This window comes from Denitrificimonas caeni (assembly GCF_027498055.1).
Classification (GTDB): Bacteria; Pseudomonadota; Gammaproteobacteria; order Pseudomonadales; family Pseudomonadaceae; genus Denitrificimonas.
In genome coordinates, this window is the sequence record NZ_CP114976.1 from 350,805 (window position 1) to 373,995 (window position 23,191).

The 23,191-nt window shown below is 48.8% G+C and carries 22 protein-coding genes and 1 pseudogene; 7 read left to right on the forward strand and 16 right to left on the reverse strand.

What is annotated here, in order from left to right:
* The first annotated feature begins 33 nt into the window (after positions 1–33).
* Positions 34–1,336 (forward strand): annotated as a pseudogene (locus O6P33_RS01740) (NAD-binding protein).
* A gap of 118 nt (positions 1,337–1,454) precedes the next feature.
* Here O6P33_RS01740 and O6P33_RS01745 read toward each other — a convergent pair.
* The 3 genes from O6P33_RS01745 to O6P33_RS01755 form a co-directional block, all read right to left on the reverse strand.
* Positions 1,455–1,946 carry a hypothetical protein gene (locus tag O6P33_RS01745; protein WP_269818537.1) on the reverse strand — a complete coding sequence of 164 codons (492 nt, stop codon included), beginning with the start codon at positions 1,944–1,946 and terminating at the stop codon, positions 1,455–1,457.
* Between the two features lie 93 nt (positions 1,947–2,039).
* Complete coding sequence (locus O6P33_RS01750; protein WP_269818538.1) at positions 2,040–3,338, reverse strand: NAD(P)/FAD-dependent oxidoreductase; 1,299 nt, start codon at positions 3,336–3,338, stop codon at positions 2,040–2,042.
* A 208-nt stretch (positions 3,339–3,546) separates the two neighbouring features.
* Positions 3,547–4,524: an NADPH:quinone oxidoreductase family protein gene (locus tag O6P33_RS01755; RefSeq protein WP_269818539.1), complete on the reverse strand. Its 978-nt coding sequence runs from the start codon at positions 4,522–4,524 to the stop codon at positions 3,547–3,549.
* 205 nt (positions 4,525–4,729) lie between these two features.
* Here O6P33_RS01755 and O6P33_RS01760 point away from each other — a divergent pair, with 205 nt between their 5' ends.
* Positions 4,730–5,140, forward strand: coding sequence for a flagellar basal body-associated FliL family protein (locus O6P33_RS01760; protein ID WP_022966978.1), 411 nt, complete (start codon positions 4,730–4,732; stop codon positions 5,138–5,140).
* A gap of 55 nt (positions 5,141–5,195) precedes the next feature.
* Here O6P33_RS01760 and O6P33_RS01765 read toward each other — a convergent pair whose 3' ends face one another.
* The 6 genes from O6P33_RS01765 to bioB all read right to left on the reverse strand — a co-directional run bounded on the left by O6P33_RS01765 (position 5,196) and on the right by bioB (position 10,412).
* Positions 5,196–5,750, reverse strand: coding sequence for a porin family protein (locus tag O6P33_RS01765; protein ID WP_269818540.1), 555 nt, complete (start codon positions 5,748–5,750; stop codon positions 5,196–5,198).
* A gap of 140 nt (positions 5,751–5,890) precedes the next feature.
* Positions 5,891–6,583: a dethiobiotin synthase gene (bioD, locus tag O6P33_RS01770; RefSeq protein WP_269818541.1), complete on the reverse strand. Its 693-nt coding sequence runs from the start codon at positions 6,581–6,583 to the stop codon at positions 5,891–5,893.
* A 2-nt stretch (positions 6,584–6,585) separates the two neighbouring features.
* Complete coding sequence (gene bioC, locus O6P33_RS01775) at positions 6,586–7,395, reverse strand: malonyl-ACP O-methyltransferase BioC (RefSeq protein ID WP_269818542.1); 810 nt, start codon at positions 7,393–7,395, stop codon at positions 6,586–6,588.
* A complete protein-coding gene (locus O6P33_RS01780; RefSeq protein WP_269818543.1) occupies positions 7,388–8,116 on the reverse strand; it encodes an alpha/beta fold hydrolase in 729 nt (242 codons plus the stop codon). The genes bioC and O6P33_RS01780 overlap by 8 nt, the downstream gene beginning before the upstream one ends.
* Positions 8,109–9,275: an 8-amino-7-oxononanoate synthase gene (gene bioF, locus O6P33_RS01785; RefSeq protein WP_269818544.1), complete on the reverse strand. Its 1,167-nt coding sequence runs from the start codon at positions 9,273–9,275 to the stop codon at positions 8,109–8,111. The genes O6P33_RS01780 and bioF overlap by 8 nt, the downstream gene beginning before the upstream one ends.
* Before the next feature lie 78 nt (positions 9,276–9,353).
* On the reverse strand, positions 9,354–10,412 hold the full coding sequence (gene bioB / locus O6P33_RS01790) for a biotin synthase BioB (protein WP_269818545.1): 1,059 nt from the start codon (positions 10,410–10,412) through the stop codon (positions 9,354–9,356).
* Positions 10,413–10,499: 87 nt separating this feature from the next.
* On the opposite strand from bioB, the gene O6P33_RS01795 reads away from it, so the two are divergent.
* Positions 10,500–11,255 carry a ComF family protein gene (locus tag O6P33_RS01795; RefSeq protein WP_269818546.1) on the forward strand — a complete coding sequence of 252 codons (756 nt, stop codon included), beginning with the start codon at positions 10,500–10,502 and terminating at the stop codon, positions 11,253–11,255.
* Between the two features lie 601 nt (positions 11,256–11,856).
* On the opposite strand, the gene O6P33_RS01800 is transcribed toward O6P33_RS01795, so the two are convergent.
* On the reverse strand, positions 11,857–12,846 hold the full coding sequence (locus O6P33_RS01800) for a bile acid:sodium symporter family protein (protein ID WP_269818547.1): 990 nt from the start codon (positions 12,844–12,846) through the stop codon (positions 11,857–11,859).
* 96 nt (positions 12,847–12,942) lie between these two features.
* On the opposite strand from O6P33_RS01800, the gene O6P33_RS01805 reads away from it, so the two are divergent.
* Together O6P33_RS01805 and O6P33_RS01810 are read left to right on the forward strand one after the other, a co-directional pair.
* A complete protein-coding gene (locus tag O6P33_RS01805; protein ID WP_269818548.1) occupies positions 12,943–13,719 on the forward strand; it encodes an AraC family transcriptional regulator in 777 nt (258 codons plus the stop codon).
* Positions 13,720–13,878: 159 nt separating this feature from the next.
* Entirely contained in the window at positions 13,879–14,475 is a 597-nt protein-coding gene (locus O6P33_RS01810; protein ID WP_269818549.1) for an NADPH-dependent FMN reductase, read from the forward strand.
* 734 nt (positions 14,476–15,209) lie between these two features.
* Here O6P33_RS01810 and gltS read toward each other — a convergent pair.
* From gltS to O6P33_RS01840, 6 genes are all read right to left on the reverse strand, one after another.
* Complete coding sequence (gene gltS / locus O6P33_RS01815) at positions 15,210–16,436, reverse strand: sodium/glutamate symporter (RefSeq protein WP_269818550.1); 1,227 nt, start codon at positions 16,434–16,436, stop codon at positions 15,210–15,212.
* Between the two features lie 247 nt (positions 16,437–16,683).
* Entirely contained in the window at positions 16,684–17,559 is an 876-nt protein-coding gene (locus O6P33_RS01820; protein ID WP_269818551.1) for an alpha/beta fold hydrolase, read from the reverse strand.
* A gap of 186 nt (positions 17,560–17,745) precedes the next feature.
* Positions 17,746–18,975, reverse strand: coding sequence for a sodium:proton antiporter NhaD (gene nhaD, locus O6P33_RS01825; protein WP_269818552.1), 1,230 nt, complete (start codon positions 18,973–18,975; stop codon positions 17,746–17,748).
* Positions 18,976–19,112: 137 nt separating this feature from the next.
* Positions 19,113–19,376, reverse strand: coding sequence for a DksA/TraR family C4-type zinc finger protein (locus O6P33_RS01830; protein WP_269818553.1), 264 nt, complete (start codon positions 19,374–19,376; stop codon positions 19,113–19,115).
* A gap of 29 nt (positions 19,377–19,405) precedes the next feature.
* Positions 19,406–19,573, reverse strand: a complete 168-nt coding sequence (locus O6P33_RS01835) for an oxidoreductase-like domain-containing protein (protein ID WP_269818554.1) — start codon at positions 19,571–19,573, stop codon at positions 19,406–19,408.
* Positions 19,574–19,684: 111 nt separating this feature from the next.
* Positions 19,685–21,790: an AMP-binding protein gene (locus tag O6P33_RS01840; protein ID WP_269818555.1), complete on the reverse strand. Its 2,106-nt coding sequence runs from the start codon at positions 21,788–21,790 to the stop codon at positions 19,685–19,687.
* A gap of 181 nt (positions 21,791–21,971) precedes the next feature.
* Here O6P33_RS01840 and O6P33_RS01845 point away from each other — a divergent pair, with 181 nt between their 5' ends.
* Positions 21,972–22,607, forward strand: coding sequence for a TetR/AcrR family transcriptional regulator (locus tag O6P33_RS01845; RefSeq protein ID WP_269818556.1), 636 nt, complete (start codon positions 21,972–21,974; stop codon positions 22,605–22,607).
* A 23-nt stretch (positions 22,608–22,630) separates the two neighbouring features.
* Entirely contained in the window at positions 22,631–23,164 is a 534-nt protein-coding gene (locus O6P33_RS01850) for a methylated-DNA--[protein]-cysteine S-methyltransferase (RefSeq protein WP_269818557.1), read from the forward strand.
* The last annotated feature ends 27 nt before the right edge of the window (positions 23,165–23,191 follow it).

A 23,191-nucleotide genomic window follows, 5' to 3' on the forward strand; every position in this document is an offset into this window, starting at 1 on the left:
CGCAGCAAAATATTTCCCACTTAGGTAACTGCTGTGATTGAAGCCGTATGGATCGTTTTTGCCTTTAGTTTAGGCATCGGAGTACGGCTGATCGGCCTGCCGCCTTTGATTGGTTACCTGGCTGCTGGCTTTGTGATTGCTGCCTCAGGGGACTATCTCGATGTCACCGTAGAAAGCACGCAAGCGGGAATTACGCGCATTCCATGGTCGCGTGGCCATTGGTATTTTGGTGGTGCAAGACTTAATTGCCCTCTGTGTGATGAGCATCGCCAGCGGTCAAACCCCCTCGATGTGGGCGCTAATAGTTTTTGGCATTCCCCTGCTGCGCCCATTGATTTATCGCTTGGTCGATTACAGCGGCCACGAAGAACTGCTGGTCTTGCTGGGCCTACTGCTAGCGCTGGTAGTTGGCGGCTATGGCTTTGAGCAGATTGGCTTAAGCTCTGAGCTGGGTGCTTTAGCTTTTGGGGCATTACTGGCTAACCACCCACGCTCTAGTGAGCTCTCCAAAGCGTTGTGGAGCATTAAAGAAATCTTCTTGGTGGGTTTCTTTTTACAAATTGGTATTGGCGGCTTACCGGATCAGCAAGCAATTATTTTCGCCTTAGTGTTGGCCATTGCCTTACCGCTCAAAGGTATCTTGTTTTTTGCTTTGATGGTGTTGTTTAAACTTAGAGCGCGCAGCGCTTTTTTGACCAGTTTAAGCCTAACCAACTACAGTGAGTTTGGTTTGATTGTCGCCAGCGTCGCTATTCCTGAGTGGATTATTCCACTGGCGCTCACTGTAGCTTTCTCCTTTGTGATCTCCGCACCACTCAACCGCTTTGCTCACAACCTATATGACAAGCTCAATAAGTACCTGATTTTATGTGAACGTAAGGGCTACCACCCTGATGAGCAACCGCTGTATATCGATGATGAAATCCTTATCGTCGGTATGGGCCGTACTGGCATGGCGGCGTATCAAGTCTTACAGGAACAAGGACATTCGGTCATCGGCATCGACTCTGACCCGATTAAAATTGAGCAACAAGCTGCAGAAGATATTCACAGCTTATTTGCCGACGCTGAGGACGCCGTGTTCTGGAAGCGTCTGCGCGCACCGCATTTAAGGTATGTAATTTTAGCGGCAAATGATTTAGAGGCTAAAACCTTAGCAGCTAAGAAACTGCGTGAGAGTGGCTTTAAAGGTTTTATTGTCAGTCACTGTTTATACCCAGAAGATGCCGACAGCATCTGTGCCGCTGGCGTTGATGTGATCCACAAAACTTTCTCAGAAACGGGCATGCAACTGGCGCAGCAGGTGCTGATACAAAGCAAACAACACAGCGCTTAAACACTGCTGCTATAGCATCTGTTCGGCACATCAATCAACAGCACTGCTTACGTGCTCAGGGCTCAGGGCTCAGGGCTCAGCTCTACAATAGCTGAGCATCTGCCAGCATTAATAGATATCAATCATTGGTCGGGGCAGGTAAGGCCTTATATTCAAGGCCTTGTTGGGCAATGCTGTAGCACTCTTGAATATGTGCATAACCAAGCAGCAACATGGCACTGCCACTTAACGCCGCTGCTGCTGCCTGCCCAGCAAAAGGAATAAACTTTAAAGTTTGCTTCGCGGTCAAACGAACACCTACTTTTTGCAGCAAAGAGACCACCACCTGTTTGCTCACCAGCTGGCCAACCACACGGCTACCTGTGGTCTTAATCACCCCATATAAAAAACTTTTTAATTGCGGATCAAGGTGCCGCATTTGCTCTTGGGTTAAGCCAAATTCGCGACTAATCGCCGGCAGCAGCTCTAATAACAAGCCCACATCTGCAGCGATATCCACGCCGGGCACGGGTATTAAAGTCAGGCCACCGGAAGTCAGCGCGCGCTTTCTAGTCATGGTTTTGCAACGCGCACGTACCGCGTCTAGCTCTTCTATGGATCGAATTAACACAGGCAACTCCTCTCTAGCTCAACCACAGTGTACTGCTTGCGCCGGGCTCTCTCACTAGCAATTACTCACTAGAGGAGCCAGCGCACCTTGCAATTAATGCAATTTCATCCGCGGGTGGGTTCGCTTGCCGATGCGGTCGCTGAGCATAATCAGTGCCGTACGAAATACACCGTATAACACCACCTGATGCATCCTATATAAAGAAATATAGAACATGCGCGCCATCCAGCCTTCCACGTTTACCGTGCGCATAAAGCCACCCATGATGTTACCCACCGCACTGTATTGCGAGAGGGAGACCAAAGAGCCGTAATCACGGTAACTGTAACTGGGCAGCGCTTTGCCCTTTAATTTTAGCGCTAAAGCTTTGTTTAAAAAGCTGGCTTGCTGATGGGCTGATTGCGCCCTGGGTGGGACATTTTTATCGCTGCCTTCACTAAGAGGACAGGCCGCACAGTCGCCTAAGGCAAAAATATTTTCATCTAACGTAGTTTGTAAGGTCCTGTGCACTACTAACTGATTAATGCGGTTGGTTTCTAAACCATCGAGCTCAGTTAAAAAATTCGGTGCTCGCACCCCCGCCGCCCACACTTTTAGTGTTGCTGGAATAAAACCACCGCCTTTGATGCTCATACCATCAGCGGTGACTTCTTCCACTGCTGCCGACAACTTAACCTGCACCCCCAGCTTTAATAACTGCTGATGCACCTCATCGGCAATCTTCTCAGATAAGGCCGGCAAGACCCGCGGACCTGCTTCAATCAAGCTGATATTCATATTTTCTGGCTGGATATTCCCCAAGCCATAGGCAGATAACTCTTCTGCGGCACGGCGCAACTCCGCAGCCAACTCCACCCCAGTTGCACCAGCACCAACAATGGCAATGTTAACCGAGTGGTCAATATCGCCTTGGGCATGGGCTGTTAAATACTCGCCTAATAAACGCCGGTGGAAGTTTAATGCATGCTGCGGACTATCCAGGAAAATACAGTGTTCAGCTGCACCCTGGGTACCAAAGTCATTGGTAAGGCTGCCCACTGCAACCACTAGGGTGTCATAAGGCAAGCTGCGGGCTGGCACCAGCTCTTGACCTTTTTCACCCAGCGTTGCGCTGAGCTCAATGGTTTTCGCTTGCCGATCGATCCCAGCAAAGCGGCCAATTTGGAACTCAAAATGATTCCACTTGGCTTGAGCTAAATAGTTTAATTCATTATCCGTACTGTTCAGTGAGCCGGTGGCCACTTCATGTAATAGCGGTTTCCAGATATGAGTTAGGTTGGCATCCACTAAAGTTATTTTAGCTTTTTTGCGTTTACCTAAGGAACGCCCAAGTCGGGTTGCCAGCTCCAGTCCGCCGGCACCACCACCCACAACCACAATGCGATGTAACATGCTGTTATAGCCTATAAACTAATAATTATTTTCCGCTACTATACGATGAAAGTCGCAGATAAAGCAGCGTTCTTTATGACTGCAGCTAAAGAAGTAGTCAATTATTTAGTTCTGAAAGTCTCTGGCCAAAGTCTTACAGCTTGATACTTTAAGACTTTGGCTCAGGTATAGGCATGCATAAACGCTGTGCGGGTAGCGCAATGGCGTTTTAACGCACCTTAATCACCAACTTACCCACAGCTTTACGCGCCCCTAGGGTATTAATCGCTGCGGCAGTTTCTTCCAGCGGGAAAGTTTGTGAGACCAACGGCTTGAGTTTTCCTTGGGCATACCAAGCAAAGAGTTGCTGGAAGTTGGCCACGTTATCTTGCGGCTGGCGCTGAGCAAAAGCCCCCCAGAACACACCAATTACCGCAGCGCCTTTTAACAGTGGCAAGTTCGCTGGTAACGACGGGATAGTACCGCTAGCAAAACCAATCACCAGCATACGGCCATTCCAAGCAATGGAGCGAAACACCGTTTCAAATAAATCACCGCCCACTGGATCGATGATCACATCCACGCCCTGTCCCTTGGTTAAGGTTTTTAAACGCTCACGCACATCTTCATCGTGATAATTGATCAGCTCATCAGCGCCAGCTTGACGTGCTACTTCTAGTTTCTCAGCGCTACTGGCCGCAGCAATCACCCGCGCGCCCATGGCTTTACCAATCTCAATCGCAGCCAAACCTACGCCACCGGAAGCACCTAACACTAATAAGGTTTCCCCTTCTTGTAAGGCGCCGCGCTGCTTTAACGCATGAATTGCTGTGCCATAGGTCATGCTAAAAGCCGCTGCGGTCGGGAAATCCATCCCCTCAGGCATCGGTAAAATATTATAAGCAGGCACCGCAACTTGTTCCGCACAGCTGCCCCAACCAGTTAACGCCATAACGCGCTGGCCCACTTGCAAATGACTGACCTTCTCACCCACTGCGCTGATTACACCCGCAGCTTCACCGCCCGGAGAAAATGGAAACGGCGGTTTGAACTGATATTTACCCTCAATAATTAACGTGTCAGGAAAATTAATGCCTGCCGCATGCACATCCAGCAGTACTTCATTTTTCTTAATTTCTGGGCTATTTACTTCTTCTACAACCAACGTATCTGCTGGTCCAAAGGCTTTGCACAAGACAGCTTTCATAAGGCACCTCTAATTTGTTGTTTTCTTGAGTGTAGAGCGCACAGACTAGAGTTCAATCTGTATGCATGTAAGTGATAGTGCATTATTACTGTCAACCTTTAATTCAGCCTATGACAATGGCTTGCCTCATAAATCAATAACAAACTCTACAAGCCTAAACGTATACTGTGGAGCATGAATTCATTTATGCCATGGAGCAGTCACTGTGAAATATGTATCGATCCTATTACTGGCTTTTTCGTTCAGCGGGCTAACAGCGTACGCGCAAGAAGATGAGCAAACGCCTGTCGTTGCTGCACCGTCCGCGTATGTCAATTTAGTACCTGCTTTAGTGGGTAATTATGGTGCTGGTGGCAAACTTAAATACTACAAAGCCGATATTGCTTTACGCGTTAAAGCAGAAAACGTGGCTAGGGTTGAATACCACGAGCCACTGATTCGCGACCAATTGATTCAGCTGTTCGCTCAGCAAACTGATGAGAATCTAGGATCCAATGAGGGTAAGGAAGCGATGCGTCAAGCCGCTTTGCTACAAGTGCAAAACACCCTAAAAGAAGAGGAAGGCGAAATACTGGTGGATGATTTGTTATTTAATAACTTGATAGTGCAGCCATAAAAGTTAGTTAGGCTGTATAAAGTCTGCCGCCATTGCAACGGCAGATTTTTCTTACTTAGAAGTTGTAGCGTAGGCCGACAGAGGCGAGGTCAACGTTGTATGCATCTGCAACATCTTTGTAACGCTCGTACTCAGCAACAATCTCTAGCTCAGGCATGATGGCATAAGATGCACCCGCGCCGAATGAAGGAACCCACTCACGAGCAGTACCACTAACTGAACCACCAGCATCAGCTTTAAATTTAACTTTTGTTTCCATTTTGTGATAACCGACTTTTGCAAACAGTTTAAAGTCGTCTAATGGCAAAGTACCAACTAAATTTGCACCTAAACCTTTGGTGTCAGCAGTCAATTTACCTGAATACGCAGTTGATCCAACAACCAGATAACCTCTGTCGCTAGGCTTACCTAAATCGGTGTATTGTGCTTCTAAGCCAACATACGGATTCGCCTGCAAGCCAACCGCAATTTTATATGCAGTATCTGTATTAGCTCCTTTAGTGTCTGACTGACCAACGCTACCAGTCAAATAACCCGATACTTCGTTGGCCTGCACTGCAGTTGTGGCACACGCGAATACTGCTGCAGCCAATAATGTTTTCTTCAACATCCTATAACTCCCTGAATAATGACGCTATTTATTAGCGGACCTGAGCTTACGCAAAAACAATTTTATGTCCAGCCACCAAAGTGTGGTTGATTTATCATTATTAACAAAACTTTACTGCTCTTACAAAGCAGGCTTTAAACTCAGCGGACCACTAGTTGCTGCAAAATATGCGATAAATGTTTGGCCATAGACTCGGCATTTGCCACAGGTAAATACGGCACTTCAGCCAAACACGGTGCAGGCATCAACTGCTGCAAAGTTGCGAGGTTTTCCGCTAAGCGCGCACAGTTGGGATCAATCACATTCGCCACCCAGCCCGCCAGCTCCAGTCCATCATTGAGAATCGCTTGTGCAGTCAATAAAGCATGATTAATGCAGCCTAATTTCACGCCCACCACTAAAATCACCGGTAACTGCAAGGCAATGGCAAAGTCCGAGAGAAACTCTGTATTAGAGATCGGTACGCGCCAACCGCCAGCGCCTTCAATCAGAGTAAAATCGGCCTGTTGTTGCAAAACCAACTGCGCCGCCTGATATAAGTCCGCCACGGATAATTCAACACCCGCTTCCTGCGCGGCAATATGCGGCGCAATGGCTGGTGCAAAGGCATAAGGATTGATTTGTGAGTAAGGCAACGGCACTGTGCTTTGCGCGATCAAAGCCAAAGCATCGCTATTACGTAGCCCCTGCTCGGTCATCTCACAACCGGAGGCCACAGGTTTCATGGCTAATGTGCTGCAGCCTTGTTGTTTGGCCGCGCAGAGCAGTCCTGCGCCAATGCTGGTTTTGCCGGCATCGGTGTCTGTGCCAGTCATAAAAAATGCCTGTGCCATGCTTAACCCTCTTTACGTAATACGCCATAAACCACTTGCCAGGTGGCAGGTAAACCTTGCGCCTGACGGTAATCTTCATAAGCTCTCAGCAAGCGTTGCAAGCCTTGGCGGCTGACCAAACCAGGCGCACGTCCCTCTTGCACATGATCTGCACCTAAATGCTTTAGTTCATGGGTCAGGTCAGCCACTTTGGCGTAATGATAGGTATGGGTATGACAGTGCAAATCCAGCACCTGCAAAGCACTGGCAGCGGTTAAATCCTGATAGCGCTGAAGTGTGCGGAACTGATTCACATGACTGGCATTATCCACCGCCTGCCAACTACGGCGCAGCTCGATCAGTGAGCCATCTGCCAAACTACTAAACAGCAACACACCACCCGGTTTAAGTACTCGATGCGCCTCACGCAGCACCTTAGAAAAATCAGTACACCACTGCAGCGCTAAGCTGCTAAAAATCAGATCTTGGCTATTGTCCTGCAATGGCAACTGCTCAGCATCGGCGCAAATATAGCTGAGAGTTGGACAACGTGTACGCGCAAAGGCCAGCATGCCTTGGGCAAGATCAAGGCCGGTACCGCGCGCACTGGCAAAAAGTTGCTGTAAGTGTTCGCAGAAATAGCCCGTGCCACAGCCAAGATCCAGCCATTGCTGTATTTGCTCTGAGCTGATTGATTCAGGCAGTAAGCTGAATAAACGTGCGCCCACCGCGCGCTGAAAATCGGCCACGCTGTCATAGGTTGCCGCGGCGCGGGAAAATGCGGCGGCAACCTGTTGTTTGTTGTTCTGCTGCTGCGCTGACAACTCACGCATGCTGACCACGCAGAACAAAGTCGGCAATGCGCTGGGCTAATAATTGCGCTTCAACAATAAGACCGGCATGGCTGTGTCCGAAAAACTCCACAGTGGCTTGTGCATTAAGCGCTCGCACACGGCTAAGCGCCAGCGACGGTACTAAGGCATCCTGCTCAGCGAACAAATGTAGCTGCGGGCCTGCAAAGGCACTGATTGCGGCACGATTATCCAACTCAGCCAACAGATCTAATCCGGCTAAAGCACAGCCAGAATCAGCCACTGCAGCAGCCTCTAATAACTGCCGCGATAATACTCGAGGCTGCGCAGCACCTTGACTGCATAACAGCACAAAACGCTTTAGACCTGCGGCGAAATCCTCAGTACAGAGCTGGCGAAACGCGGTAAAAGTATCCACTGGCATTGCCGCTGACCATGTCTCGCGCGCGACAAAACAAGGGTTACTGGCATAACTGATCAGCCCTGCACAGGCTGATTGCCGATACGCCGCCAAAGCCGTGGCTAACATGCCGCCCAACGACCAGCCCATTAGCCAGCAATCACTCGGCAACTGCTGATCGAGCAAGGCAATCAGCGCCTCGGTACTTTTTCCGCGCATATCAGGGAGTGGCTGAATCTGTACTGTTAGCTGCGGTAAAGCAGCATCCAGTTGCTGGGCTAAAATCTGTAGCGGCACCACGCCTAACCCCCAACCGGGGAGCAATACCAGATGCTTACTCATCACACGCCTCCAGTTGGCAAGCGGCCAAACCATCGAGTAATTGCTGCACCTGCTCGGCAGTGTGCGCTGCGGTCAGCGTGATACGTAAACGCGCACTACCGGCCGGCACGGTTGGCGGACGAATCGCACCGACTAAAATACCCAATTGCCGCAGCTTGGCTGAAATCGCCATCGCTTTGCCGCTATCACCAATAATGATCGGCTGAATCGGCGTGGGGCTGTCCATAAGATTCAAGCCTAAAGCCTGAGCACCCTGACGGAACTGCTGAATTAATTGTTGCAGATGCTCACGGCGCCAATGCTCGGTTTGCAATAAATGCAAACTGGCTAAAGTCGCACAAGCCACAGCAGGCGGCGAGCTGGTGGTGTAAATATAAGGCCGCGCAAATTGAATGAGGGTTTCAATTAACTCTTCGCTACCGGCAACAAAAGCGCCCGCCGTACCAAAGGATTTACCCAGAGTGCCCACCAACACCGGCACCTCGCTAGCCGTTAAGCCGTAATGCTCAAGCAAACCACCACCGTTTTTGCCCAGCACACCAAAGCCATGGGCATCATCCACCATCAGCCATGCCCCGTGAGCTTTGGCCTGCTCTGCTAACTCGGGCAAAGGCGCCAGATCGCCATCCATACTAAAGACGCCGTCAGTTACCAACAGCGTATGACCCTGCGCACGCTGGAAACGCTGCTTGAGGCTGTCGAGATCATTGTGTAAATAGCGGCTAAAACGTGCGCCTGATAACAGCCCAGCATCCAGCAGCGAGGCATGGTTAAGACGGTCATGCAGCACAGTATCACCTTGCCCGACCAAGGCGGTAATCACAGCTAAATTGGCCATATAACCGCTGCTCATTAGGAGCACACGTTCACGGCCAGTAAACTCAGCCAAAGCTTGTTCCAACTGATGATGCGGCTCGCTATGGCCAATGACTAAATGCGAAGCACCACCACCAACGCCCCAACGTGCAGCGCCTTGCTGCATCGCTTCCACCACCTGCGGGTGATTGGCTAAGCCGAGATAATCATTGGATGAAAAAGCCAAGTACTCTTTACCCTCCACCTGCACTACAGGCCCTTGTGGGCTTTGCAATAGTGGCCGTTGGCGGTAAAGGTTATCGGCTTGGCGGGCGGCCAAACGTGCAGCAAGATCGAAGCTCATGACAATCCAAAGTAAGGTTTTCAGGCAAGGTCGTTATGCAAGGGACAAGCCAGGCAGCCTGCCCACTCATAGGATCATTTAGTGTGCGGCCGCATCGTAAAATAATGAGGCATCGCGTTGCTCGATGATGGCGTGCTCAATCGCCGCTTGGTGCACTTCATCGGCATACTCTTCACGGGCTTCTGGTTTGATGCCGAGACGGGCAAACAACTGCATATCTTTATCCGCTTGTGGATTAGCAGTGGTCAGAAGCTTCTCCCCGTAGAAAATCGAGTTAGCACCGGCTAAAAATGCTAATGCTTGCATCTGCTCGTTCATTTGTTCACGGCCTGCGGACAAACGCACATGGGATTTAGGCATCATAATCCGCGCTACAGCAAGCATGCGGATAAAATCAAAAGGATCAACATCCTCAGCATTTTCTAACGGTGTGCCTTCAACTTTCACCAGCATATTGATCGGCACACTTTCTGGATGCTCTGGTAAATTGGCCAGTTGCATCAACAAACCAGCACGGTCAGCAATGGATTCGCCCATGCCCAAAATACCGCCGGAGCAAATTTTCATTCCCGCATCACGTACATAACTTAAAGTTTGTAAGCGCTCGGCATAGGTACGGGTGGTAATAATATTGCCGTAAAACTCTGGCGAAGTATCAAGGTTGTGGTTGTAATAATCTAAACCGGCATCAGCCAATGCTTGGGTTTGCGCTTCATCTAACTTACCAAGGGTCATGCAGGTTTCCATGCCCATGGCTTTAACGCCTTTCACCATTTCCAAGACATAAGGCAGATCTTTCGCCGAAGGATGCTTCCACGCTGCGCCCATGCAAAAACGCGTTGAACCAATCTCTTTGGCGCGTTTGGCTTCGTCCAAAACCTTCTGCACTTCCATCAGCTTTTCTTTATCCAGCCCAGTGTTGTAGTGCCCAGACTGCGGACAATATTTACAGTCTTCTGGGCAAGCACCCGTTTTAATCGACAGTAAAGTCGAAACTTGCACGCGATTGGCATTGAAGTGCTGGCGATGCACGCTTTGTGCTTGGAAGATCAAGTCGTTGAAAGGCTGCTGTAACAAAGCGGTCACTTCACTCTGGGTCCAATCATGGCGAGTGACGGGGTTAAGGCTGGCGTTCATTGGTTATCCTTTTTATTGGCCGTTAAGCGGCTGGCTGCTAATCTTTAAGCATGCAGGATGCATTGCAATAATGATCAAGGAGACGTCATGACCTGTCAACCGAGTCACTTAAAAAAGGTTTACAACTGGTTAAAAAGCAAACAACCCTGTTTACTCTGCGATAGCCCCAGTCAGCAATTAATACCTCTATGCACTGACTGTGAGGCAGAGTTACCCTGGCTCAGCGACCATTGTCCACAGTGTGCGTTACCTATGCCTAGCCAAGATGCCTTGTGCTATGACTGCACCCATAACCCACCGTTATTTAGCCAAGTGATCACGCCTTTGCAGTTCACTTTTCCAGTTGATACCTTAATCAGTCGCTTTAAATACCAGCAAAACTGGCCTTATGGACAGCTGTTAAGTTCAGTACTTGGGCAGTATTTGCACTATACGTTTGATGAAGGTGGACGGCGGCCAGATTTGTTATTAGCAGTTCCACTGGCCAAACGTAGGCAGCGTCAACGTGGCTATAATCAGGCGCAAATGATCTGCGATTGGCTAGCGAAAACAGTGCCTTTAGACAGTCCGCAGCAACTCTTATTACGTACCCGTGAAACAGTTAGCCAACAAGGTTTAAGCGCTAAAGCACGGCGGGCAAACCTGTACAATGCCTTTCAGATCACCCGCCCAGAGCAGGTTAGAAATAAGCACATTGCCCTAGTAGATGATGTGCTCACCACAGGCACCACCTGCTCAATAATTAGCGCACTCCTACTCCAACACGGCGCCGCCCGTGTAGATGTGTACTGCCTCGCTCGCACCGGTAAGCCGCAAGGAAATCTAAGTGATACAGGTAGATAGCTAAACTGCTCAACATCGTCAGGCCAAAAGAGTCGTATTCAATACTGGCAGGCAATATCACTGATCAACGAGTACCTTGTTCGTGTCGCGACCAGCGCAGCCATGGATGGCGTAGCGCCCGAATCGGGGCAGGATGCCCCGTTGAGGGAACAGCGATATGAACAAGGTACGCCACGCACAAATTGTCCTTGTTACCTTGCTCTGCTAAAAATGCTAAATCTGTGCATATCGTACTTCGAGGCAGGTGTTCATCCGGAGTTGAGCCCATCCAGGGCTCAACTCCGGCGCTGCGCCATCCCTAGCTACGCTCACCACACCCACCCCGAAGTACTGGCTAACCAATTGTATGCCCTGCAACAGCGCAAGATAATCTCAGTGATATAGACAGATAGGCAAACTATCCAACATCGTCAGGCCAAAAGAGTCGTGCTCAATACTCGCAGGTAATATCACTGGTCAACGAGTACCTTGTTCGTGTCGCGACCAGCGCAGCCATGGATGGCGTAGCCCCGAATCGGGGCAGGATGTCCCGTTGAGGGAACAGCGATATGAACAAGGTACGCCATGCACAAAACATTCTAGAAACTTTACTTTGCACAGCTCAATCAGCGCACTGAGCACCCTCTTCTTCGCAGCGCGACGCATAGTGCTGCGCCATCACCGCACAGACCATCAACTGAATTTGGTGAAACACCATCAGCGGCAAAATCGCTGGCCCCACTGCACCCCCGGCAAACAACACCGAAGCCATCGGAATCCCCGTCGCCATACTCTTTTTCGAACCACAAAAGACAATAGTAATCTCATCTTCCTTATTAAACTTAAAGCCTCGCGCCAGCCAAGTCGTAGCAAACAGAACAATAGCTAAAATCACAGAACACACCACAGCCAACAAAATCAACGACGACGGCGGCACTGCAGCCCATAACCCAGCAATCACTGCCGCACTAAAGGCCGTATACACCACTAATAAAATCGAGCTTTGATCCACATACTTCAACCAGCTGCTATTGCGATCCACCCAACTACCAATCCAGCGACGCATATAATGACCCAGTAAAAAAGGCAACAACAACTGCAGACTAATCCGAATCACCGCCTCCAGCATTCCTGCAGTACCCGCATCAGCATCTAGCATCATTTTTACCAATAAAGGCGTGACCAAAATACCCACCAAACTCGATGCCGAAGCTGCACACACCGCCGCCGGAATATTACCGCGGGCAATCGAAGTAAACGCAATCGCTGACTGCACCGTGCCGGGCAAAGCGGCCAAATACAACATACCGACCCACAGCTCATCCCCTAAGAGAGGGCGCAATACCGGCTGCAAAGACAACATCAAAATTGGAAATAAAATAAAGGTGCAGGCAAACACCAGCATATGTAAACGCCAATGCATCACCCCTGCAATAATAGCTTGCCGCGACAGCTTAGCACCATGGAAAAAGAACAATAACGCAATGGCAAAACTCGTCAGCCACTTAAATACCGTAGCGCCTACACCATGTGCAGGAATGAAGGTCGCAGCCAACACCACAGCAATTAAGATCAGGGTAAAGTTGTCGAACAATATGCGTAAACGAAACATAATAATCACACCAGTAAATCCAATATGGTGCGACTCTACTGGATATGAAATAATCCGGCTAACGGCAATCAGCCAAAGAATATCGGTGAACGGACAATGCCAAGCTCTTTAGAGCAACGCCTCAACGACTTAAAGCAGCTGCCACGGCCACTTTACGGGCAAACAGAAGCATTACCCAATGTAGTCCTCGGTTACCGCCACAGTCATCCCTGGGTGCAATTTTCCTACGCGATCAGTGGCGTATTAGAGGTACAAACAGCCCAAGGGCGCTTTATTGCACCACCGCAGCGTGCAGTGTGGATACCCGCAGGCATCAAACACCGCGTGCAATGCTCGGCGCACACCCAAATCCGCAGCTTATATATTGATAACCAAGCCCTGACTGTTGTGCCGAATAACTGCCGAGTGGTTGAAGTCAGTCCTCTCCTTAAAGAGCTGATTCGCGCCTTTGGCGAACTGCCAGTGGAGTACGATCAATCCAGCGCCGCAGGTCGCTTAGCGGCTGTGCTACTGGATCAGTTAACCCACGCCCCAGATATGGGGTTGATGCTGCCCTTACCCGCAGATAAACGCTTACAAAAAATTGTTGCGCAATTACAAAAACATCCCGACGCGACAGACACCTTAAACCAATGGGCGCAGCGCTTACATATTTCAGAAAAGACTTTAAGCCGTCTTTTTCCTCAGCAAACCGGCCTCACCTTTCGGCTCTGGCGCCAGCGTCTGCGTTTACTCAATGCTTTACCCTTACTCGAGCAAAAACAGTCGGTAACAGAAGTAGCGCTAGCCTGTGGTTATGAGTCAACTTCCGCTTTTATTGCCGCTTTTAGTCAGCACTTTGGCAGCACCCCAGGGGAGTTTTTTAAAGGCTAATGTACCGCTCGCTAAACCTTGCAAAAGCTTAATCACTGAGCGAGGTGTATTTTCTCAAAGTACGGCCAGCGATAGATAATTAAGACTAACGGGCTTAGCAAAGAATGACTATTTCAGGCTAGACTTAGACCTTATAAAATATTTTACCGAGGGACTGCAATGCTTAATTACGTCATAATTTCAGGTTCGGGCCGTCCGCAAAGTGAATCAGCGCGGGTGGCTGAATATTTACGCCAACGCCTGATTGATTTACAGCTCAGTGATGATAACAGCTGCTCTCTAATCGATTTAGGCACCAGTCCACTACCCTTATGGCCCGAGCACAATGATGCTTTATGGCACGACTACGCTGCTCGCTTACAAGCTGCCGATGCTGTGATTGTTATCAGTCCGGAATGGCACGGTATGGCCTGCCCTGCATTAAAAAACTTTTTTGTCCTGGCCAGTAAAACTGAGCTGGCGCATAAGCCAGGGCTACTGGTATCTGTTTCTTCAGGCGTTGGCGGTGCTTATCCGATCAGTGAGCTGCGCAGCTCCAGCTTTAAAAATAACCGTCTGTGTTATATCCCTGAGCAACTTATTATTCGTCAGGTCAACACCATGCTGCACCCAGGCCCCATCGTTGATGACAATGACCAACGCATACGCTCACGTATTGATTACGCCTTAGGCGTACTAGGCCACTACGCCACTGCTCTAGGTGCAGTACGTGAGGCAGTGGATATGAGTATTCCTGAGTTTACCAACGGGATGTAGAGTCCCAACAAATACGGCATGCCCATAGCGTCATCGCTACTTTGCTCTGCGAAGACATCAAACCTCTGTATGCCGTACTTCGGGGTAAGTGTTAATCCGTCGATGAACCCATCCAGGGTTCAACTCCGGCGCTGCGCCATCCATGCCTACGCTCACCACACCCACTCCGAAGCACTCGTCAATCCTTTGCAGCGTTTGCAGCGTTTGCAGCGTTTGCACTATTGCACAAAAACTCTCATCCACTGCAACCAATAGAACTCAATAACTGAATAGAACATCACGCAGTAATGCGTTTTAAAGGAGTCGTACTGCAAGCTTGCAGACAGCATCACTGATCAATGAGTACCTTGTTGGTATTGCGACCAGCGCAGCCATGGGTGGCGTAGCGCCCGAATCGGGGCAGGACGCCCCGCTGAGGGAACAGCGATACTAACAAGATACGGCATGCGCATATCATGCGGGATACTCTTCTTAGCTAAAACTCTAAACCTGCGCTTACCATATCCCACAGGTTGTTTGCTTTAAAAGAGCCGTACTGCAAGCTTGCAGACAGCATCACTGATCAATGAGTACCTTGTTGGTATTGCGACCAGCGCAGCCATGGATGGCGTAGCGCCCGAATCGGGGCAGGACGCCCCGCTGAGGGAACAGCGATACTAACAAGGTACGGCATGCTCATAGCGTCATCACTACTTTGCTCAGCTAAGACAGCAGGCCCTTACAAACTCAAACCATTAATTCCAAAACGGCAACGAAGTAATCGCCGAGAGAATCGTTGCGTTCAAGATATCGACAAAAAACGCACCCACCATGGGCACAATCAAAAAAGCCTTATGCGAAGGTCCAAAACGATCCGTAACCGCCTGCATATTTGCCACAGCAGTAGGCGTAGCCCCCATCCCAAAACCACAAAAACCACCAGCTAACACAGCCGCATCATAGTCCTTACCCATCACCCGGAAAACTATAAAAATCGCAAAAAACACCAACAATAACGCCTGCACACTGAGAATAATGATTAAAGGCACAGCCAAATCCTTAATCATCCACAACTCTAAACTCAGCAACGCCATCGCCAAAAACAGCGACAAAGACACATTACCAAACACATCGACACAACGATCAAAGATTGTCACTTTAAACACACTTGTCAGCACATTGCGCACCACAACCCCTGAAGCTAACGCCCAGACAAAAGTGGGAATAACAAAATTAGACTCACTAAAATGCTCCGCCATAAAACTCGACAAATAAAACGCACTGGCTAAAGACAAAGCAAACAAAGCTAAAGTTTCAATCGCCGTATCAGCAGTAATCAAACGATTATGCTGCGGCTGTTCAAAAGCAACTTGCGGCCCGCTACCAACAACTTCAGTAGGCACCTTCACTTGCTTCATCAACCGTCGGGCCACCGGCCCACCAATTAAACCACCACAGACCAAGCCAAAAGTGGCACACGCCATACCCAAAGCAACCGCGCCTTGAATACCAAAATCAGTTTCAAAAATTTGCCCCCAGCCCGCAGCCGTACCATGTCCGCCAACCAAGGTAATCGAACCGGTAATCAAACCAGTTAAAGGCTTTAAACCCAACAGCGTCGCCAAACTAATACCAACAACATTCTGGGCAACAATAAAGCCAGTAACTACTGCAGTGAACAAAATTAGCGGTAGGCCACCCGCTTTCAGCCGCTTGAAATCAGCGCTTAAACCAATCGAAGCAAAGAACATCAGCATAAAGCCATCTTGCAGACCTTTCTCGATTTGAATCGAAAAACCATTAACCTGATGTAATCCCAACACCAGCACTGCTGCGATTAAACCGCCCACCACCGGCTCAGGTATATTAAAATTACTCAAAACACGCACACGTTTAACCAATGTACGCCCGACTAAAAGAACCACAGTAGCCGCAATCAAGGTGTAATAACTGTTTAATACCACAACCGAACCTTCGCTCATAAAAACTCCACACTTAAGCACTCAACAACAGTGCATAGCAAATGTACAACTTAAAAACACCTTAAGAAGCAAGGGTTCATTGCAATATGTTTAACAAAACGCTGCACAGCTTAAATGGCAAAGTCCTGAGTGTGAACCCTTTAAAGCATTTCCCTAAAAACTTAGGGCAATAAAATCACACTCATTTTTGCTTGAATTGTCGATAAGCATCGAACCAGGGGCAGAGTAGTGGCTCACTCCGACTCAATTACTGTGGGGCTCCGGGCTCCATAAACCACGCCAACATTTCATCCCATAAAGGTTGCGCCAGCGGCCGAAAGTAACCCATATGACCAAAGGCTAAATTAAACGCTTGCGGGTCAAGGTCACGGTGAATTACTTCAGCATTACAGTAATACGCCATGAAAGCATCGCGGGATGCTGGCAACGCCCATAAATCATCAAGTGCCACTGCTGCAGTAATGGGCGTGCGTACTTGGGCAAACTGCAACTTTCTAGACTCGCGCACTAACGGATCATCAAAGAAGTAATGCGGCATACTACACCAGCGCTTCCACTGACGATAAACTCCCTTGGGCATATCCGCCCCCAGCCCTAGCATCTTCCAAGGCAAATAGCCTTTCCAGGCCACCAGTGGTGGAAAGATCACACTCCACATAAATTGCACTTTTAAGCGCTCGGCTAACGGCATCCAGCCATGCCAACCGGCTCCCGTACCTAAGGTATAGCAGCGGTTTATTTTCTCATGATTGGGAAGCAAACCCAGAGCATGCCCACCATAAGAGTGACCCACTAAAAACAGCGGCGCATCTTCTCGATACATATAATCCACAGCAGCAGCCAAATCCAACTGCCCCCAGTCAGCAAAATCCATTTGAAAGCCTTTTAGCTGATTAGGCGCTGAATCGCCAACGCCTCGGTAGTCTAAAGTCAGCACATTGAAACCTTGCTGACTCGCATACTCAGCAAAGCGTCGATAAAACTGCTGACCAACCCCCGTCGCGCCTGCCACAATCAACTGTCCTTTAGCAACACCTAAAGCTGGATACAACCGGCAACTGATAGGGTAACCATCCACTGCAGTTAAGGTGAGTGTTTGTATGCTCTGGCTCGAGTCGCCCATAAATCTCCCCCCTAATTTATTATTCAATCAGCAACTTCAAGCTGGTTATTTTTTACCCTTCAGTCTATTTATTCGCTAGCAAAAATCCCAGTGATGAAGGCTAGATTAACAATTCTTAACAAAAGCCAATGTAGCACTAATAAAAAAGCCAGCATAAAAGCGCTGGCTTAGGTGCTGCACACAAATTTATAAAAAATAGCTAACTGCTACTACGCCAATAAAACCTACAGTGTAAGCTAGCAGTAAATAACCAAAGTAACGGAAATATGCAATAAAGCTTAGCGCCGGTATTTTACTCATTGCCACAACACCCGCTGCCGAGCCAATTGCCAACAAAGAACCACCCACACCCACTGAGTAGGTCAGGGTTAACCATTGTCCCTCAGTCATTTCAATACCTGATTTTAGTAATGCTGCAGTGAGCGGTACGTTATCCAAAACAGCAGAAAATAAACCCACAGCATAATTGGCCACAACAACCGGTAATTTTTCGTACAGAGTAGGGAAGTGCTCTAAAACCTGCAGCTCTTTGAGCATACCAACTAACAATAAAACACCTAAGAAAAACAGCAGAGTATCAAACTCAATTTTACGAATGTACTCCAGCACAGGTTCATCTTTGTTTAAAAAATGCACCGCCATAAACATGACCGCCAAGCCAAACAAGAACGATAAAACTGGCGGGATGCCAAAGGCTATGCTCGCGCCAATGGTGCCTATAATAGTGGCTAAGAACAGCCCTGCGATGATGCGGTCACCCATTGCCACTTCAATCTCGCGCTTGACTAACACCACCTCACCTTTGAGCGAGCGAGACAGTAAGAAGGATAAAAATAACACTGCAAACAACGCAGGTAAACTGAGTAAAAAAAGATCAGCAATCTTCACTTTGCCGGCCAAGAAAATCATCAGGGTCGTAACATCACCGGTAATTAGCGCAGCACCACCGGAGTTAACCGCAAAGACCACCAAGACGATATAACGCAATAATTTATCAGTGCTTAAATTCAAGCTAACCAGCACGGTAATACACACCAAAGTGGCGGTAATGTTATCGGCCATGGAGGAGAAGAAGAAGGCAAATAGTCCGGTCACCAGCATCAAGCGGCGCTCGCTCATATGCGTTGGCATCACTCGATTAACGATGCCATCAATAACACCTTTATGAGAAACATAAGCAACAAAGGTCATTGCAGCCATTAAAAACAGCCACAAAGTAGCAATTTCTAAGAGGTTTTCATTCAACGCATGCATCAGCTGCGGTGCTTCAAGACCATCCGGTGGGGCAATAAAATACAGCACCCAAACCAAGGTGCCGAAAAACAATGTCGTCTTGGCTTTATCAACTTTAGTAAAATCTTCCGCCACAATGGTAAGGAAGCCCAAGAACGATAAAATCAGCAAAACCGTTGTCATTTTAGTTTCCGTTAGGCAAGTATAAAAGATGCAAGAGTGTAGTCCTTTTCCCGAATGGAAACCTATATCTCAAAGCAAATATTTACCGAAGAAAACCAAGTTAAACTCAGCTCTATATTGAGCGACACTCTCACTGTTTAACGCAGCTGGCTGTCTTTACTGCCACGGCGGTTATAACCGCTATACGTCGCCTCTTGATCAACTAAGGTTTGACAGGCAATGCACAGCTGCACACCGGGGATAGCCTCGCGGCGGCCTTGGGGAATTAGCTCATCGCAACTTTCACAAAACTCAGCACTTGGCCCTTGCGGCAGTTGCTGACGTGCCCGTTGCACAGCATCATCAATAGTACTGTCAATTTGTTCCTGTACGGCGCCATCATGCGCCCATCCGGTTGCCATAACAGCCTCCTTAGCACCTCAAAATGGTACTAATCAGGGGTACTTGCATCCTTAGCGAGCTGTTCTGCTTGAGCTTTTAATTCTGCTTGTTCAGCACGCCACAGATCCATTTCATCGTAATAGCCATCCCACACACAAGGTGAGCATTCGCTTTGACAGCATTCGTAGTCTTCTGGTGGTGTCGGTTTTTCACGCATTGCTATTCTATGCTCCCAGTAAAATAAATAAGCCACCTGAGTTTTACAGCCCAAGTGGCTTACTATTTTAACGCAATCGGCACATATTGGCAGCAGCCAGCTCAACGCGACTTATTTGCCGGCTAAGTAAGGCGCTAAGCGCTGTGCCATTTCCTCCGCTAAAGCTTGCAAAGCATTGAGGGGACGAATCATCACCTCAAACTCAACAATTTTACCCTCTGCATCAAAGCGAATCATATCGATGCCTTTTAACTGTTTACCCTTAACCTGTGCACTAAACTCCAACACCACATTTAAACCGTCATCGGTGGCCAGCTCACGCAAATAGGTGAAGTCAGTAAACACTTGCGCCACGGTATTTAAAATCAACGCCACCACTGGCGCGCCAGGGTAGGGCGTATGTGCCACAGGGGAGCGAAACACTGCGTCGCTGTGCAAAATGCTGGGCAATGTGGACAAGTCACCTTGCGCCACCATTTTGTGCCAATGGGCTAATGCTTGACTGACCGCCAGCGGCCGCTCAGTCGTTGCAACTGCGGTAGCTGTGTGTTCTGGCTGCGGATCACGCAACTGCGCCCGTAAGATTTTGCCCACCGGGGATTTGGGCAACTCATCACGAAACTCAATGTGCTTAGGCACCTTGTAGCCGGTTAAGTACTGGCGGCAATGTTCAATCACCGCTTCGGCGGTTAACTCAGGATTGCGCGAGCAAATATAAGCATGCACAGCCTCACCGGTATTTTTATCCGGCCGCCCGATCACCGCCACTTCCACCACATCCTGATGCTCGGCAATAATACCTTCTACTTCATTGGGGTAAACATTAAAGCCCGAGACGAGAATAATATCTTTTTTACGATCCACAATTTGCAAAAAGCCGCGCTCATCCATAATTGCCATATCACCGGTAAAGAACCAGCCATCGCGCATATTGGCTGCGGTTTCTTCTGGCTGATTTAAATATTCAGTGATCACGTGCGGGCCACGTACCGCGATTTCTCCAGCCTGTCCGGCAGGCAACTCTTGCCCTTGCTCATCAACAATGCGCACCTCGCATGCTGGCAGTGGCAGGCCAACATAACCCAACTGAACTTTATCGGTCGGCGGGTTTAGCGAGACAAAACAACTGGTTTCCGTAAGGCCATAACCCTCTAGAATCGGGCAAATACGCTTTTGCCACTGGGTTGCGGTACTCGGCCTTAATGCAGTGCCCCCTGATACCACATATTTTAAATGCAGCGGTTTTTGCGCAAACCATGGTTCAGCCAGCAAACCGGCATACAAGGTATCTACGCCAGTCATCCAGCCTATTTTAAACTGCTCAAAAGCGGGCTTAATATTACTCAATGGGCGCGGGTTAGGAACTAACACATTACAGCCGCCGAGCTTGTAAAACAGCAAGAAGTTAAAGTTAAAAGCAAAAATATGATAGAGCGGTAGAGCCGTAAGAATGATTTCACCGGGCTCCATTTTAATATCGTAAGCATTGACATAGGCCTGCGCCATTTCCAACACCGCCAATAAATTACTGTGGGTCAATGGTGCCCCTTTACTGCGCCCAGTGGTGCCACCGGTGTATTGATATAAAGCTACCGGATGCAGTTCGCGCTCTACTTGCGGCAGGTTTTCACCACTGCTCAGCGCCTCTGTGAAGGTATGGTACTGCACATCACCCAACTCTAAATTCACCCCAAGGTGTTGGCCAATAGCACTGGCAATGGGCTCTGGAAAAAAATCACCCATGGAGGTGAGCACCAGTTGTAAGCCCGATCCTTCAACAATAGGCTTGATGCTGTTAGCAAATAAATCAGCGGCAATCAGTAATTTGGCATTGCTGTCTTGGATCTGTAAAGCCACTTCCCGAGCGGTATACAGAGGGTTCATATTGGTCACGATCAGACCAGCCTTCCACGCGCCCAGCACCGCGATAGGGTAGTGCAAGCAGGTTGGCAACTGAATCGCCACCACATCACCACGCTGCAGACCCTGAGCAACGAGAAAACGGGAGAAAGCAGTGGACAGATCATCGATCTGCTTAAAGGTTAAGCTGTGCTTTAAACCATTGGGTAGCACCATACTGAAAGCATCGCTATCAGGGTATTGTTGCGCACCTTGCGCAGCGAACTGGGTCAGATTGCCAGCTAGCAGTTCAGGCGTAATTTCATAATGATGCAAACTGGCTGGATAGCTCTTCTCCCACGGATGTAATTCTCTCATTTTGACTCTCCCAAGCTCTTGTTATTATTGGTTTAAACGCGGTTAGCAACACCAGTTGACTGAGTGCTGCTGTTTTCTGTTGTGCTTAGCAGGCTACAATTGCATCTTAACACTGTCAAGATACCATCCAGTGTTAAGATAGCACTACTCTTGTTCCAGCCTGAAACTACGGAGATCGAGCATGGATTCAAAATCACAGAGCCCACGCAATAACTATCATGTGGGTAATTTATCAGAACAATTGCTTAGTGCTGCACGCACGATGCTGGAAGCAGTTGGCTCAACTAAGCTCTCTGTACGTGCGCTCTGTTCGGGGCTAGGCGTCACTCCGACCGCCGCTTATTATCACTTTAGCAATCGCACTGATCTGCTCGCCCAACTCGCCACTCAAGGTTACCTTGAGCTTGCACAAGTACTGGATAAAGAAGCTGCGGCACTGCCCATGGAAGATAAAATTCGTGGCTTTTGCTTAACCTACTTAAATTTTGCCCGTGATAATCCAGCCTTGTATCAGCTGATGTTTGGTCCTGAGCTCGCTCTAGAAAATATGCCAGACACTTTGCGCGAAGCCCGCCAGCTGGCTTTTTCTAAACTTGAAGAGATGGTTGCTGACCTGCTCAAACAACCGATAAATACCCCAGATGTCCGCGGTGCTGCGCTCGCGAGCTGGTCCTATATTCATGGGCTGACGGCATTATTGCAGCACAAGGTTCTACAACGCCCAGCTGAGGTGTCTGATCAACGTATTATAGAGCGTACTTTGCTAGGACTTGAGGTATTGTTTAAAGCCCATGCCGAATCCATTCGCTCAATGTAACTGCCGGCGAGCTAGGAGGTTAGATGCCCAGATCAGCGCCCCCCTTAATAGAGTTTGCTACCACACAAACGGATTTTGCCGCGATTTTAATTGCGCGCAGCCACAAAGGCGTTTGCACTATTTTATTGGGAGACAGTCCCACGCAACTGTATGCAGACTTACAACAACGCTTACCTAAGGCTCAACTGCTAGAGCAAGAGCAAGAGCAAGAGCACAGCTTGGCGCCATTGTTGAAAAACATTACTGACTTTTTAGACAAACCATTGACGCCATTGGACTTCACTCTGGATATTCAAGGCAGTGATTTTCAACAGAGTGTTTGGACAGTTTTACGCAGTATTCCAGTTGGGCAAACACTCAGCTATAGCGAAGTTGCCGAGCGCTTAGGCAAACCCAAATCAGTACGTGCAGTGGCCAATGCCTGCGCGGCCAATCCACTGGCGTTAGTGATCCCTTGCCACCGTATTTTACGTGCTGATGGTGGGATTTCTGGCTACCGCTGGGGCGTCGAGCGTAAACGTGCTTTACTGGCTAAAGAGCAGCAAGCTGTTCAGTAAAAGATTGTTATTAAGCCCGCGACGCCG